The following is a 15,661-nucleotide window of genomic DNA, read 5'->3' as shown; positions in this document are numbered from 1 at the left end:
TATCATCATCAGTTACCTTTCAACGCTTTCGTTATTATGAAAAAGTTAACTTTCCAAAGTTTTGCAAGTTTACCATTCCTTATATTGTTGTTTGTAAGCTATGCCTTTCCTTTGATGGCCCAACCTAATCAAACCGGAAATACGGTCAAAACAGCCACTACAAGACAGGTTCCAACGACACCCCCGGTTGCCGATACACCCCCACCTGCCGATACAACATTATTGCTGCCAATGCCGGAGTTGCCCAAAATTGAAGTTACCGAAGCTTTCGAAACGGTTTCCGGCCGTCAAGGTCCTGCAATGAAAGTGAATATACCATCTGCTGACCCGATTTCGGTTGAAAAATCGTGGGTAAAGTATCTGAAAAATTTTGGCGGGAAAACGAAAGGCGGTAAGGCAGAGTATGTGTCTGAAAACGCATACATTCGCGGAGTAAGCGAAGACCCTGTTAAAATTTATTCAAAAACAGAAGGGTATGCCAATGGCACTATGGTCAAGATGATGGTGGACATGGGGGGAAATAATTTTGTTAACCCAAAAACTGACGTAGATAAGTTTGCCCTGATCAGCAAAATGCTGACGAGTTTTGCCATTAGTGAATCTGTGAAAGGTATCAGCACAAAGCTGAACGAGGAAGAAAGAAATCTCCTGAATTTGGACGGAGAACGGGACGCTCAAAAAAACACAGAAAAAGAAATTTTAGACGAAATTATTCAGTTGAGGGCTGCCCTTGAAAGAGCCGAAGCTAAATTGAGCGACAACAAGGACGAACAAAACAAATTGAATTTGGACATTAAAAAACAAATTAACACCATCGAGTTTCTGAGGAATAGCCTTAAAAGCATTTCACAACAATAAGATTAACTCAACAAGAATCAGTGCCTGCATTTCCCGCAGCTATCCTTCCGGGCATTATACAAAGTTGAAAAATAAATTGTCCCAAAAAATACGGAATGGATTCGGGGGAAAACACCCTTGAAAAAGGTTAATTGCTCCTTTGCAATAGCCTGATACACCCCTGCAAAGCTTTAAATCGCCTCCGCAAAGACCTGTTGCGCCTTTGCAATGCTTTAAATCACCTCTGCAATAGGTTATTGCACCCCTGAATTACTTCAAATCCCCTCTGCAATGGCTTAATGCACCCCTGCATTGTTTCAAATCACCTCTGCAATAGGTTATTGCACCCCTGCATTACCTCAAATCACCTCTGCAATGGCTTAATGCACCCCTGCATTGTTTCAAATCACCTCTGCAATGACTCATTGCACCCCTGCAATGCTTTAATGTCCCCCCTTTTTAAAGCACTAAATTTTGTTTTTTTGCAATATTTTAGAGTGTGGCTTGTATTGCTTTTCAATGCGAGGCAACTGTTTTTTAATTACACCTTCGAATACAGGCTTGAGGTGTTTTTGGGGAGGGGGGGTGTAAAAAAGCTATTTTCCCCTGTTTCGGGAGAGTCCGCCATGAATTTCATTCCGGTTTTTTTAGCGATCAATCCCGAATTGTGCAAACCGTCTTTTCGGAAAATTTGGGGTTTCAGGTAATTTTGGCTAAAGATTTAATGTTTCGTTGTTTTTCAAACCCTGTACAGCAATTTGGGATAGCTAAGCATATTTCATAAATACAGTCGGGACTGTTTTATGGTCTTAAATTAGTATAACTGTTTCAAATGATGCGCTAAATGATCCACATAATCTTTTACCAAAAAACCAAGGCTGACCGGTTCGTAGTTGCCTATTTTACAGACAAGATTTAACTTTTCCGGATTGATATGGTTCATAATATGGGCAATATGATGATTATATGCAGACCATAGCAGCAGTAAGTTTTCCACCTTGCTTTGTTGGTATTGTTGGCAGGAAACATAAAAATCCTGTTCATAATTAAAGGAGATAAACTCAGATTCAGCCAATTGAGCGCGGACAAAGCGCAGGTGATTGTTGGCAGCACTGTCAATCAAATGTCCGAGAATTTCTTTTTTACTCCATTTTCCCGGTTTTTCCCGAAACTCCCACTCCTCGCTTGAAAAGCGGGTGATTTGCTGCATTGCCTTGTTAATCATCTCGGTCAATCGCTGCGATTCCCGTTTTGTCAAATCTAATTCCATCAGGAGTTCACCACATTTTTAATATTCAGGTTTCTGTTGCGAAGGTCTATGCCGCCTTCTAAAATGGATTTAAGATTGGAAAGGTAAAATGTCCATCCGGTTGAACAACCGAGATGGTATCTTACTTTGTACTCCTCGTCAGTCAGAATTTTTTCCTGAATCAGCTCTACTATATTTATTCCTTCTTCCTGAAAAATATGGACAGAGACAATGCCTTCATCGCCGAATTCAAAGCTAAAAGAATCTTTGCCGTTGGCACCGAGCACTTTTCCCCGTTCTAACACAGTGTCATCCCAACCGTGCCAATACCAAACGTAAGAGTCGTTTGTAGTTGCGGCTTCATTATCAGCTAAAACCCTTCCTTCAGGTGATTTAAACTCTGCAATTCTCAAAAACCAGTTTTCAAGCCCTTTTCTTGTTGCCCAGGCATCGTATATATCCTGAGTAGGGGCATTAATTGTAACCCGTTTAACAAACCGGCTCCAGTCATAAGTCAGTAAATTTTCCATAATAATACTTTTATCTTGTTAAGATGGGTAAATATTCTGTCCATGGTCCTACTTCACTTTTATATTGCTTTGCCATTACTCTTGAAATTTGAGCAATATGACTCAGGTCGTGAACCGTCCATGTAGCAAGTAAATTTTTTAAAGTAACTGTTCCAAGTGCCGGATGATTTCCGGTTTTGGTGAAATCATTTGCCGTGAGGTTTTTTGATCTCAAAATTTTGAGATTCCGTTGTCTCAACTGTTTAAATTCAGACAACAACTCTTCCATGCTTTTACCGATGCTATCTTTGAACTGTGCAAACCTGTCGTAAGGCATAAAAGTTTTTTCCGGTTTGTCTGAAAGAATAATTTCCAATCTGTCAATCCAATCTGTTTTTTCCCCATGAATTAAATGTCCGACTACATCAAACGGGCTGAAGGTGTCTTTTCCTTCATTGCTCAATATCCATTCATTAGGCAAACCATGCAACATCTGTTCGAGTATCAAAGGTGTTCGTTCCAAAATTAACAACGATTGCGCTATGTTGTATTCCATACTTCAAGGATTGAGTATTTTAAACGTTTAACAAAACTAAGCTATTTGAAGGACTAAAACAAAAGTCTTTTCACTGAATCGAATTCTTTTTTTTCAATCAATACTTTTAGGGCGAAGGGTAGAGAGATGTTGAACTTTCTTAAAAAAAATAAATTATCTCATGACTAAACTGTAACTTTGCATTTGTGAAAAAGGCATTTCAGCAACTAACCCTTTATCTTCTTTTCATATTCATGCTGTTTTACAACAACGGCATAGGGATGGTTCATATAAAGTTTTTACTCAACAGGCAATATATTGCCAATAATTTGTGTGAAAACCGCAGCAAGCCCCAAATGAATTGCAAGGGTAAATGCTACTTAAAAAAACAAATGCAGCAAGAAAGCCGCGATCCCGGACAGGATGCGGCGATGCTAAAAAACTTTAACATTGAACTATTCTTTCCCGAGCAATATCAAACTGTTCAGGAGCCGGTTAATACTGCTTTGTTTACCGCTTTTTTTCCTTTAAACCAAACCCTGCATTTATCAGGGTATGTTGGGATGATATTTCATCCCCCTCCGGTAAATGTTGCCTGACCAATAGCCTTTATTGGCCTGTATAACCAATTCTTCGCTTTATTACAAACCGCAGGTATTGGTTGTTTTTGGGCATTGCACATTCAAACAAGATGTTTTTCAACCCTTGTTAGTTACCTACTTAAATCTGAATGAAATAGTTTGAATGACCATTAAAGTCATTCGATATTGTTCCATTTGGTATTAAGTGTAACTATTGGTTCGGATATGATACATGAAATTGAGATGGACATATCCGCAAACCAAGTCTTTTAAATTTTTTAACAAAAACTTTCAAACTTAAAATGAACCACATAAAATTTATTTTTGCTTTTTTATTTGCTTTTGTAACCGTATTTTCGATTTCCTCTTGTGAAGAAGATGAAGAAGCAACACCCGGACCGATCACCCTTCATTTTGAAAACCGCGCCGGTAACAGTAAATTAAACTTTGGTCAGGCTTATACAAATGCTGCCGGAGAGAGCCTGACTTTTAGCACGTTTAACTATTTTATTTCAAATATCAAACTTAAAAAATCTGACGGAACATATTATACCGTACCACAGGCAGAATCGTATTTCTTGTTGGACGGTGCTGATGAAGAAAGTCGCGAAATCACACTTAACAATGTTCCGGGAGGCGATTATGTGGGTTTTGAGTTTGTGCTGGGAGTTGATAGTGTGAAAAGTGCTTCCGATATCAGCGAGCGAACCGGTGATTTGGATCCGGCCGGAGCAGCACAAGGAATGTACTGGATGTGGAACAGCGGGTATATTTTTGTAAAGGTAGAAGGCACATCTCCTCAAGTTACGGAGGCGGATGGTGCATTTTTTTACCACATTGGCGGATATGGCGGATATAGCAGTCCTACCATCAATAACCTTAAAAACATTGCACTGACAGCACATAACGATGAAAAAGCCGGTGTTTCAAAAGACAGCCATCCCGAAGTACATATCTATGCTGATGTTTTAGAAGTGTTTACATCACCCAATAATTTAAGTGTTGCAGAATCGCCAATGATTATGTTTTCTCCTGAATCAACATCAGTTGCAGACAACTATGCCGATATGTTTTCAGTTAACCACATACACAACGATTAATTTTTTGGATTTTGGTTAATTGTCAGACATTAGTTTGTTTTAATAGCTGTAGGAGACCTTGCATTAACGACAACATGCAAAAGAAGAGGGAGTTTGGATCTTAAAATCTTAACCCCAATTCAGGTTGTTTTCTCTTTGTTTTTTTATACAAAGGACAAGAATGTCTATCAATCAGAAGGTATGAGTTGCAGGCGATTTAACTAAAATCATCATTTCGTTTTATATGGCTAAGAGAAACCGGTTTCATTAAAATTTAGTAATCCGGAACAGAATAGTAAAAAGCCGTCGGTCTTGCAAACAAACTCGGCTGACGGCTTTTTTTAAAACATCCATTGTTTTTCATTGCGTTTTATTGCTTCCAAATTTATACCCTTTATGTTCCCGCGTCAAAACAATTCGTTCTCCTTATTATTGTTTGTTCTTGCAATGCAGTTACTCACTGCTTGCAAAGAAGAAGATACCCAACCTGATATTTCTTTGTTTTTACCCTCTAATTTTCCTGCTCCGGTTTATGATGTTGCATCAAACCCTGTAACTTCTGAAGGGTTTGCATTGGGCAAGAAATTGTTCTACGACCCTATACTTTCCCGAGACAGCACCATAGCCTGTGGCTCTTGTCATATACCTTATTCCAGTTTTTCACATGTTGCTCATTCGGTTAGTCATGGAATTGACGACAAACTTGGCATCCGCAATGCTCCTCCGGTGATGAATATGCTTTGGCATACTACTTTTTTTTGGGATGGGGGAGTACATACCCTTGATTTGGTGCCTTTCAATGCTATTCAAAATCCTGTGGAAATGGACGAAAACATCGCCAATGTATATGAAAAGTTGAGCCGCCAACCGATATATCGCCAAATGTTTAAGGATGCTTTTGGTTCTGAAGATATTAACACTCAAACTTTTGCCAAAGCACTGTCTCAGTTCAGTATCATGCTTGTGTCTGCCAATTCAAAGTATGACAAATACATGCGCAACGAAACCGGTGGACAAATGACCGTTGAAGAACTGGAAGGGTTAGAGTTGTTTAAACAAAAAAAATGCAATTCCTGCCATTCGACGGACTTGTTTACCGATTTTTCATTCAGGAACAATGGAATAGCTGAAGATTTAAGTATTGACAAAGGGCGATATTTAGTAACCCTAAACCCCGGGGACATGGGCAGGTTTAAAGTGCCTTCATTGCGAAACCTGTCGCATACTTATCCATATATGCACGACGGCAGCCTCAATACTTTGGAAGCGGTGTTGAATCACTATGCAGAAGGGGTACATTATACTGAAACGCTGGATACGCTTTTAATTCAATCAGATAATACTTATGGCATCCCAATGACAGTTTCGGAGCGACAAAAAATTATAGTTTTTCTGAAAACACTGAACGATCCCGGGTTTAACAACGACCCGAGATTTGCCGAATAGTAAGGTGTTGTTTCAAGGCAATCTTCATTCATTTTTTTGTACAAAATTGTTCAACCGTACAAAATCAGATACTTATTACCCCTCTCTGTTACAGGCTGAAAACGATTGGCAGTAGTCATGTTCAGAAAATTTTTGCTGAACACCAAGCCGCTATATACACCGGAAAATAAAACAGTGTACATTTGTTTGATTATCTGTTTCAGGCGCATACTTTCGGAATTCCGGATGGCGTTTGAATATCCTGAAAGAAAATACAGGGGTTATCTTTTTTTATTGTTTAAATATATCCATCAATTTGCCTGACGATGATAACAGAAACTACCGTTACAACAAACAACAGCGCTGAATTGCTGAAAGCCAAAGATTTTGCAACCGACCAGGAAGTGAGATGGTGTCCGGGATGCGGGGATTATTCAATTTTAAAACAGGTACAGACAGTAATCGCAGAGCTTGGGCTGAAAAGGGAAGAGGTTGCCATTGTTTCCGGTATCGGCTGTTCGTCCCGTTTTCCGTATTATATGGAAACTTATGGAATGCACTCTATTCACGGTCGAGCAACCGCGGTAGCTTCCGGATTGAGGATTGCAAACCCCAACCTTAGCGTTTGGGTGGTAACAGGAGACGGAGATGGTTTGTCAATAGGCGGCAATCATCTGTTGCATATTCTTCGCCGCAATTTTGACCTCAATATTTTGTTGTTTAACAATCAAATTTATGGGCTGACTAAAGGGCAATACTCACCTACATCAGAACAACATAAGGTAACCAAATCCACACCGTTGGGATCCATTGATTTTCCGGTTAACCCCATTGCTTTTGCTATGGGGGCAAATGCCACGTTTATTGCGCGTGCCATGGACAGGGATCCCAAACATCTTCAGGAAATGGTGAAACGATGCTATCATCATAAAGGAGCTTCGTTTTTGGAAATTTACCAGAATTGTAATATTTTTAACGACGGGGCTTTTGAGGTGTTTACAGACAGCGCTACCAAAAAAGAGGCGACCCTTTTTATGAAACAGGACGAACCACTTGTATTTGGCCAAAACAACGACAAAGGCATCGTGCTGGATGGCTATACACCGCGAGTGGTAAACCTTTTAAATGGAGATATTAGCGCTAACGATTTATGGATTCACAACGAAGCAGACTTAGTCAAAGCTCAAATTTTGTCTCGATTTTTCGACCTGCCACAAGAACTGAATGAGAAGGACTTTTTACCGCGTCCTTTCGGAGTTTTTTATGTCGAGAGCAGCCGCCCAACCTACGAAGAATTGTTGCATTTGCAGATAAACCAAGCCATACAATTTAAGGGGGAAGGTGATCTTGACGAACTGATAGCCGGCAAAGTAACCTGGTTACATGAGTAGCTATTGCTCAATTTAGATCAATGATTTGTAGTTTGATCTTTCCGAAGTAAAAAACGAACAACCCAGGCCAGGTGGCGATGATACTAAAATAGCATCATCACAGGTTGCGATAACTATAGTATTTACACAAATCGGATAAAATCGGTTATATTAGCACCTGCTTTGACCTGTTTCAAGCAGGATTTGTAATTTCTGTATGCACTCAAGGGTTATCTATCCAATTACCTTATGGCTTCTAATCGTCCTTTTAGCTTAAAAAACATCAGCTCTCTCATAGTCAATAAGCATTTGGTCATAGTGCGTTATTTATTGGTGCTGATTTGTATTGGGGTGATTTCTACTTTGTTGCCAAAAGAAAATTTCAACTACGATTTTGAGTTGAACATGCCCTGGAAATACGACAACCTGTATGCACCATTTACGTTTACCATCAAAAAGCTGCCCGATGAATTGCTGATGGAACAGCAACGGATGATTGACAGTCTTGCGCCATACTACAAAATTGAGGCAAAGGTAAAAGAAAAGGTAATGGAACAGTTTGTCTCAGAATTTGCTGAATTATATGCAGATGAAGATAAATCCGAAGCCTCCGGAATTTCCCGGAAAGATTCATTGATGGCAGTCAGAACAGCAGACCGGTTATTGGATTCTTTATATACCAAAGGCATTGCCACCTTAGACGAAGAGCATAAAAAGAGTGGTAAACCTGCCCTAAGTTCCATTAACCTGCTGATAAATAATACATTGACGATACTCAACACGAATCAGTTGTTTACCAATATTACGGATGCCTGCCAATACGTGGACAATGCCGTAAAGGCTGAATTGCCCGAAAACTTATGGGATATTATAGAGCCGCTATGCAACAGCCTTCAGCCCAACATCACCTTTGACCGGAAAACTACGCGCGAAATCACAGAGGAAGAACTGAAGAAAATTGCCAAAACAAAAGGCGTTGTTCAGCAAAATGAACTCATCATAGCACAGGGGGCGCTGGTGAAAAACGAACAATACAGCAAACTTCAATCTTTGAAAAATGCCTACGAAACCCAGGGTTCTTCGGTAGTCAGCCCTATGTTTTTCAACCAATACGCAGTCAATATCGGCCATTTTATTCTCGTATTTGTTACTATTTTGCTGTTCACCGTATTTCTTCAGATTTTTGAACCGGCAACCTATTACAATTCTCGCAAGCTCACCTTTATCCTGATTTTTATTGCCGCTTTTATTTACCTGATTCGCTTAGTGGTGGACATTCGCCAAATCGGGCAGACCAATTTTAGTTTGTACATGCTGCCCTATTGTATTGTGCCGATTGTAATGCGCAATTTTTTCGGCAACCGCACGGCAATGTATGTTCATATCATCATTGTTTTATTATCCGGCTTTATTGTACCGATGGGCTTCGAGTTTTTGTTTCTTCATTTTATAGCCGGTTTAGCAGCCATTTTGGCCAATGAAAGGGCCTATTACTGGTCTGACTTTTTCAAATCAACGGCCTATATATTTACCACCTACTTGGCCGGTTTTATTGGACTTTCCTTAATACAGGAAGGTTCGTGGGCAACAATTCCATGGGTTAATTTGGGTTGGTTGGTGGTCAACACTTTCTTCTGTTTGTTGGCCTACCCACTCATTCCGGTTTTTGAGAAGCTATTTGGTTTTGTGTCCAACATAACCCTTGCGGAACTGAGTGATTTGAACAAACCCCTGCTGCGCCGTCTTTCGCGAAAAGCCCCCGGAACTTTTGCCCATTCTTTGCAGGTAGCCAATTTGGCAGAAGCCGCTTCTTTGGAAATTGGTGCCCGCCCCTTATTGGCTAAAGTGGGAGCCTTGTATCACGATATTGGTAAAATGCTCCGTCCCATTTACTTTACCGAAAACCAAACCACCGAAATTAACCCTCATGATGATATTCCTTATGTAGAAAGTGTTCGCATCATTAAAGAGCATGTAACCCATGGGGTTGAACTTGCCAAAAAAGAAAGACTACCCAACATCATAACTGATTTTATAAGGACCCATCACGGCACCACCCGTGTCGAGTATTTCTATCAAAACTTTCGCAAAGAAAACCCCAACGAAGAAATTGACGAACCTTTTTTCAGATATAAAGGACCTTTGCCCTACTCAAAAGAAACCGCAATTGTAATGATGGCCGATTCGGTGGAAGCTGCCTCCCGCAGTATGCATACCCCTACTGATGAACAAATTAACAATCTTGTCGAGCATATTATAGACACCAAAATCCGGGACAACCAGTTTGTGAATTGCGACCTCAGTTTTAAAGACATTTCGGTCATTAAAAAGGTGTTTAAAAAACAACTGCGCAGCATCTACCACATACGCATCAGCTATCCCGATGTTTTGGAAAGGCAGGAAGTGTAAAATTTTCTAAGCCAAGAACATGGTTGGGTAGAATACTTAATGTCTAATATCCCGGACATTATCGAGTTATCTTTTCAGTTCCAATACCAGCATATTGTAACTGTCAACAGAAAGCGGTTCGGTCAGATGGTAGGCTTGCGGAATATTGCCGATGCCGATAGCATGGCTAAAACCTTGGGTTCTTTCGGCATAATCGGCAAAGTTTACAACTTTGGCTTTGTCGGAGGTATTCATGATACACATCACGGTTTGGTGTTCATCATACCTGAAATATACGTATAAACCATCCTGCGGCACATAGTGCATGAATTTTCCGGTTTTGATAGCAGATGATTTTTTCCGGTAATTGGCAAGTGTCGTAACATAGTCCAGTGTTTCGGATTGTTTTTTGCTTAAACCCTGACGAGTAAATGCGTTGACCTTGTCGCCCTGCCAACCGCCCGGAAAGTCGAGCCTTACAAAGCCATCAAAAGGGTGGGTAGAGCCGCTCATCAACACTTCAGTGCCGTAATACATTTGAGGAATTCCCCGGCAGGTGAGCAACCATGCCAAACCCATTCTATGTTTATTCAGATTTTCTCCTACTTCGGTAAAAAAACGGGTTTTATCGTGGTTGTCTAAAAAGATGACATTACGCATCGGGTCTTTGTACACATAATCACTGCAAAGGGTAGTGTATAGGCGGTTCACTCCTTCAGTCCATCCAAAGGGTTCGTTAACTGCTTTAGTAATGCCATAGAGGTTGGTTTGAAAATCGGTTACTCCCTGAAGATTACTTTTAAAAGGAATATCGAGGTTGTTTTCGACAAAATAAGCCTGATTGAGCATGCCATGCACCCAGGTTTCACCAAACATAGTGATATTGGGGTATTCGTCAACGAGTGCTTGGTTACAACGGTTCATAAACAGGAGGTCGTTGTAGGTATAGGTATCAATTCTAAAACCATCTACGCCAAACTCCTCCACGCTCCAAAGAGCATGCTGGATCAAAAAATTGGCGGCATAAGGATTGTTTTGGTTAATGTCGGGCATTGTAGGTACAAACCACCCGTCTGTCATTTTTTTCCGGTCTATTTCTGAAGCATAAGGGTCAAACAAAGTTTGGTCTTTATAGGTGGTGTTGGTGTATTGCGGCCATTGATGCACCCAGTCTTTCATGGGTGGTTCTAAGATGGTAAAATGGTAGCTTCCTACATGGTTGTAAACAGCATCTTGTATTAATTTCATACCGCGACTGTGAAGGGCATCGCTTAGTTGTTTGTAGGCTTCATTTCCTCCGTGGCGGGGGTCTATTCTATAGTGGTTGGTACAGGCATAGCCATGTTCGGTGCGGTTGGGCATGTCGTTTTCAATGGGCGGGGTCATCCACACAGTCGTTACGCCAAGTTCTTCGAGATAATCGAGGTGATTGATTACTCCCTGCAAGTCGCCCCCATGCCGGTGAAAAATAGAATCGCGGTTTAAGGTTTGATCGCGCATTCCGGCAATACGATCGTTGTCAGGGTTGCCATTGCTAAAGCGGTCGGGCATCAGGAGGTAAATAAAATCAGATGAAGTAACCCCTTTGGCAAAATCGGTACCGTTTCCGGGTCGGCGCGCCTGAAGTGTCCAAACTACGTTTTGAGGTCTTCCTTTACCTCCCGAAAACTGAACATTCACCTGCCCCGTTTGGGCATCCGGGGCAATGTTCAGGTCAATGGCCATATACTTACCGTTTTCGAGACGGTGTACTTTTTCGATGCTGATGCCCCTATGATTGATAGAAACCTCCTGTTGATTGAAGCTGCCGTTGTCGGAGCGGGCAAGCAGTTGTACCTTGTTCCATTTCATTCCCACCCACCAATTTGGGGGGTAAAGTTCTACTTTTTGTTGAGCGAATAAAGTCGGGGATAAAGAAAACCAACTAACTAAAATGAACTGAAAAATTGAATAGAAATATTTCATAGGGATAGATTTTTTGAGTTTCAATGAACAGGTAAACCGGTTGCTTTTTCCGGTGGGTTATTCGGGCGATAATAAGAACAGGAGGGGGATATGAAATCTTTTTTGCCAGTCCTGTTCGTTGTGTGCCGCACCTTCGAATTTTTTACTCAGACAATAATCGGGGAAATAACCTTTTTCTTTAAAAAAAGCATCAACGGCCAATTGATGGTCTTCATACCAGGCATCGAGGGTTTCGGTGCCAAAGTCAAAATAGATGGTATGATGTTTAGGTTTAGGAAGCTGTTTTTTCAGATACTTCAGATAGGCTTTGGTAAAATTAGGGTTGTTTTCTTTAAGGCTTGCCGGCCAGTGTGTAGAAATACAAGCAGCTCCTCCAAACACTTTGGGATATTGGCAAAGGGCGTAAAGTGAAATTAATCCTCCCATACTGGAACCGGCGACAAAAGTGTTGCTACGGTTTGGTAGTGTTCGGTAATTTCTGTCTATATAAGGTTTTAATTCTTTGACCAAAAACTTTAGATAATTGTCAGAAAGTACCTTATCGTTTGGCAAGCGTTCTTGTTTGAGTTTGTTTTTATAATCAGGGTCTAAGAGGTTGTATGGGGCTTTAGGCAGGTATTCTGCAAATCGTTTAGGAGAGTTCCAGATACCGACAATGATGCAGGGGTTAATCTTTTTTTCGCGAATGAGATTGGCAGTCGTTTCATCAACTTGCCATTCTATTCCCCCATAAGCTGTTTCGGGAGAAAACAAATTCTGCCCGTCATGCATGTAAATAACTTCAAATTTTTGATGCAGGTTTTGGAAATAATCAGGTGGCAACCAAACATCTACATGTCTTGGTTCAACATATTTGGATTTAAAAAAAGAAATTCTTTCAATGCTGCCTTCAACCTGAATTTTGGGTTGCGCCTTTAACATCAAAGGGACGATTGTTGGGTGCAACAATGTGAAATACAGGAAATAAAAAAAACTTTCCGCAAGGTAGTGCCTCACGGAAAGTTTTGTTTTATGAAAATAACCGTCCATTTAGTTTTTGGTAATGGTGTAGGTATAGTTGCCGAAAGTTTGTTTGAGGTCAAAAGCTATGGTATAGTTTCCGGCTTCGGCAATGGCAATGTTGTCACCGCCTTCTTCTAATTTTCCGTCAGCGCCGGTATCTCCATAGTTTAATCCCCAATCATCGTTGGCTCTGAATTTGATTTCGCCGGCTACCAGGTCGAGGGTAATGACCATGCTTCTGGTAGCAGCATCGTAAGTCAAATCCTGATCCGAATCCCAACCTCCGGGCGTTGCGCTTCCAATCAGTCCCCAATCGGTTTTGAGTTGGGTAAAGGTTAATGCCGGCAAATTGACGTTTAGCTTGTGCAACCCGGCCAAGGGAGCTATTATATTTGCTCCGTTGGGGTCTAAGGTACCGTTTGCGCCATCATCTCCCCAGTTTACATCCCAGTTAAGGCCTTGGGTAAATTTAAACTCGGTATTATCGTTAGGGAAGAAGATATAGCCTTCATATTTGCCGTCACTTTTGACCGAAGGAATGGCGGTTTCGAGATTGGAAGGTGCCCAACCCTGATAGGAGCCGGGAACCTGAAGCATGGGGAAAACGGGGATAGACAAATAAGGGGTAACGGTCATGGCGACAACATTGGAATAAGCATTTTCAACAAAATCGCTGACAGAACCCACTATGCGCAATTCTAAGGCTGCTTCTTCAAACGGGGTTAATCCCATTGCAATCAAAGAAGAATTGAAACTTCCAACCGTCAAACTAAACTCAGTTCCAGATAATGAGCCAAGTGATTGCGGGGTGGCAAACGAAGTTCCGGCAGTTGCCACTTCTACTCTGTAAGTAATAGCGGCCTGATAATTAAAGTTTGCTTCTGTCCATTTAATAACGGGCAGGGTGTCGCCGGCGGTCTCCTCCGTAAATACATAAGTTACACCGCTAACCGGAGCAGTTATATTTGGGTTATTCAGCAATTTGACAGTTATAGTATCGCCTTCTTTTTCGCAGGCAACAAAGCCCGAAATGGCAAAAAGTATGAACAGGAATAAGATTATTTGTTTCATTTTTAAAAGGTTTTAGAAAGTGATTCTAATAGCCGGGATTGGGATCTAAATTTGGATTTGCAATAATGTCGGCGGCAGGAATTGGGAACAGGTTCAGGTGAGGAGAAGTTGCGGTGCCACCTTTTACTCCACCTTTCCAGCCCCAATGATAGGTGCCGTTGGTAAACAAACCATAACGAATCAGGTCTGTACGACGGTGTCCTTCCCAGTAAAGTTCTCGGGCACGCTCATCGAGAATCAGGTTGAGGTCATAGGCAGACAGGTTGCCGCTTTCATCTCCATAAGCCCGTTGGCGAAGTGCGTTGAGATACCCCAAAGCGGTGGCTTCATCACCTCCGCCTCCGCCTCTTTTGACGGCTTCGGCATACATCAAATAGACATCTGCAAGGCGGAACATAGGGAAATCGTTGTCCACCCAGTTTCCGGAGGCATCAGACCCTGCAACTCCGTTTCTGTCCACATTTTTGTATTTAGTGATGGCATACCCATTGTTGAAGTTAAACACATCGTCAATTTCCAAAGATTGGCCATCTGTGTAGAACATTGCCCGTGAGTCGGTATTACCGGTGATATCCGTAAACTTGCCTACGAACTCAGGGGTTGTTCTTAACCCTGCCCAACCGCCGTTGATTCCGAATTGTCCGGCACTCATGCTTCCTCCCACCGGTGCGTGAACCAAAAAGGTCATGCCACCCCAGGTTCTTCCGGTATTTCCATCAAACCTGACGGCAAAAATCATTTCTTCGTTGTTGTCGTTATCCCGTAAAAACAGGTGCGAATATTCTGGTGTCAGTGCATAGCCGGCATCAATCACTTTTTTGCAGTAAGTAATGCAATCGGTATTGCGGTCTGAGCCGGTATAGGTATTTGCATTGAGGTATAGCTTTGCCAAAAGCGTCCAGGCAGCACCCTGATCAGCGCGTCCGTATTCGTTGGCTCTTGGGGCAACAAGTTGGTTTTCGATGGCTTTCAACTCGCTTTCTATATAGGCAAACAAGTCGTTGCCATTGGTTTGAACCGGCAGGAACGAACCTACATTATCCTCTTCGGTTACAAAAGGAACATTTTCAAACAAATCGAGTGCGTGCCAATAACTCAAGGCTCGCAGGAAACGTGCTTCGGCTCTGAAGTTGGCGATTTCAGCTTTTAATTGTTCTGATACACCTCTGTCATTTAATTTTTCATCGGTGGTTTCCCGGAGATATTCGTTGCACAGTGTAATCTGATAATAGATTCTGTAATACATAGCGGCAACAAATTCGTTGCTTGCTGTCCACCGGTGGAAATGGTAATCGGGCAGGTTGCCGTCATTCCATCCGATAATGGCTTCGTCCGTAGTCAGTTCCTGAGCTTTCCAGTATTGGCGAAGGTAGGTAGAAAAGCCTTCGTCAATCCCGCTGATATCGGGTTTGCCGGCGGGGCCTTCCTGTCCGCTAAGGGCTAACCCTGCATAGAGTTTTGCCAATACTTGTTTGTAGGCATCGGGGTTATTATAGACTGATGCTGCCGTTATTTCTTCCGGATCAAGGGGTATTGTATCGAGGTCTTTTAGGCAGGCCGTAAAACTGACCAACCAAGCGAGTAAGACCAGGGCTAAGGATGTATGGAGAAAAGATTTATTTTTCATAACAATGCGTATGGTTTGATGAG

General features: G+C 41.7%; 13 protein-coding genes. 6 read left to right on the top strand and 7 right to left on the bottom strand.

The genetic code is table 11. The annotated features are described in order from the left end of the window. Positions 1-36: 36 nt before the first annotated feature. Entirely contained in the window at positions 37-858 is an 822-nt protein-coding gene (locus tag IPM47_01440; GenBank protein ID QQS29644.1) for a hypothetical protein, read from the top strand. Between the two features lie 793 nt (positions 859-1,651). Here IPM47_01440 and IPM47_01435 read toward each other — a convergent pair. From IPM47_01435 to IPM47_01425, 3 genes are read right to left on the bottom strand one after another with little or no spacing between them, the layout of a single operon-like run. Then, positions 1,652-2,107 carry a DinB family protein gene (locus tag IPM47_01435; GenBank protein ID QQS29643.1) on the bottom strand — a complete coding sequence of 152 codons (456 nt, stop codon included), beginning with the start codon at positions 2,105-2,107 and terminating at the stop codon, positions 1,652-1,654. Next, complete coding sequence (locus tag IPM47_01430) at positions 2,107-2,616, bottom strand: SRPBCC domain-containing protein (protein ID QQS29642.1); 510 nt, start codon at positions 2,614-2,616, stop codon at positions 2,107-2,109. The genes IPM47_01435 and IPM47_01430 overlap by 1 nt, the downstream gene beginning before the upstream one ends. 10 nt (positions 2,617-2,626) lie before the next feature. Next, positions 2,627-3,151, bottom strand: a complete 525-nt coding sequence (locus IPM47_01425) for a DinB family protein (GenBank protein QQS29641.1) — start codon at positions 3,149-3,151, stop codon at positions 2,627-2,629. Positions 3,152-3,336: 185 nt separating this feature from the next. Here IPM47_01425 and IPM47_01420 point away from each other — a divergent pair, with 185 nt between their 5' ends. The 5 genes from IPM47_01420 to IPM47_01400 all read left to right on the top strand — a co-directional run bounded on the left by IPM47_01420 (position 3,337) and on the right by IPM47_01400 (position 9,994). Next, positions 3,337-3,729, top strand: coding sequence for a hypothetical protein (locus IPM47_01420; GenBank protein ID QQS29640.1), 393 nt, complete (start codon positions 3,337-3,339; stop codon positions 3,727-3,729). 284 nt (positions 3,730-4,013) lie between these two features. Next, positions 4,014-4,811, top strand: a complete 798-nt coding sequence (locus tag IPM47_01415; protein ID QQS29639.1) for a hypothetical protein — start codon at positions 4,014-4,016, stop codon at positions 4,809-4,811. A gap of 375 nt (positions 4,812-5,186) precedes the next feature. Continuing rightward, positions 5,187-6,236, top strand: coding sequence for a cytochrome-c peroxidase (locus IPM47_01410; protein QQS29638.1), 1,050 nt, complete (start codon positions 5,187-5,189; stop codon positions 6,234-6,236). 305 nt (positions 6,237-6,541) lie between these two features. Next, positions 6,542-7,606: a 2-oxoacid:ferredoxin oxidoreductase subunit beta gene (locus tag IPM47_01405; GenBank protein QQS29637.1), complete on the top strand. Its 1,065-nt coding sequence runs from the start codon at positions 6,542-6,544 to the stop codon at positions 7,604-7,606. A gap of 228 nt (positions 7,607-7,834) precedes the next feature. Next, positions 7,835-9,994 (top strand): HDIG domain-containing protein, encoded by a 2,160-nt coding sequence (locus IPM47_01400; GenBank protein ID QQS29636.1) that lies wholly within the window; start codon positions 7,835-7,837, stop codon positions 9,992-9,994. Positions 9,995-10,060: 66 nt separating this feature from the next. On the opposite strand, the gene IPM47_01395 is transcribed toward IPM47_01400, so the two are convergent. The 4 genes from IPM47_01395 to IPM47_01380 all read right to left on the bottom strand — a co-directional run bounded on the left by IPM47_01395 (position 10,061) and on the right by IPM47_01380 (position 15,638). Continuing rightward, positions 10,061-11,938: a glycoside hydrolase family 13 protein gene (locus IPM47_01395; protein ID QQS29635.1), complete on the bottom strand. Its 1,878-nt coding sequence runs from the start codon at positions 11,936-11,938 to the stop codon at positions 10,061-10,063. A 57-nt stretch (positions 11,939-11,995) separates the two neighbouring features. Then, on the bottom strand, positions 11,996-12,859 hold the full coding sequence (locus tag IPM47_01390) for an alpha/beta fold hydrolase (protein QQS29634.1): 864 nt from the start codon (positions 12,857-12,859) through the stop codon (positions 11,996-11,998). Between the two features lie 108 nt (positions 12,860-12,967). Next, positions 12,968-14,011 carry a SusE domain-containing protein gene (locus IPM47_01385; protein ID QQS29633.1) on the bottom strand — a complete coding sequence of 348 codons (1,044 nt, stop codon included), beginning with the start codon at positions 14,009-14,011 and terminating at the stop codon, positions 12,968-12,970. Between the two features lie 25 nt (positions 14,012-14,036). Then, the gene (locus tag IPM47_01380; GenBank protein QQS29632.1) at positions 14,037-15,638 is read right to left on the bottom strand and encodes a RagB/SusD family nutrient uptake outer membrane protein; all 1,602 of its coding nucleotides are present in this window, start codon (positions 15,636-15,638) and stop codon (positions 14,037-14,039) included. Between the last annotated feature and the right edge of the window lie 23 nt (positions 15,639-15,661).

Source organism: Sphingobacteriales bacterium, assembly GCA_016700115.1.
Classification (GTDB): domain Bacteria; phylum Bacteroidota; class Bacteroidia; order Chitinophagales; family UBA2359; genus UBA2359.
The sequence above is the reverse complement of the archived record's forward strand: the minus strand, read 5'-3'. Positions and strand labels throughout refer to the sequence as shown.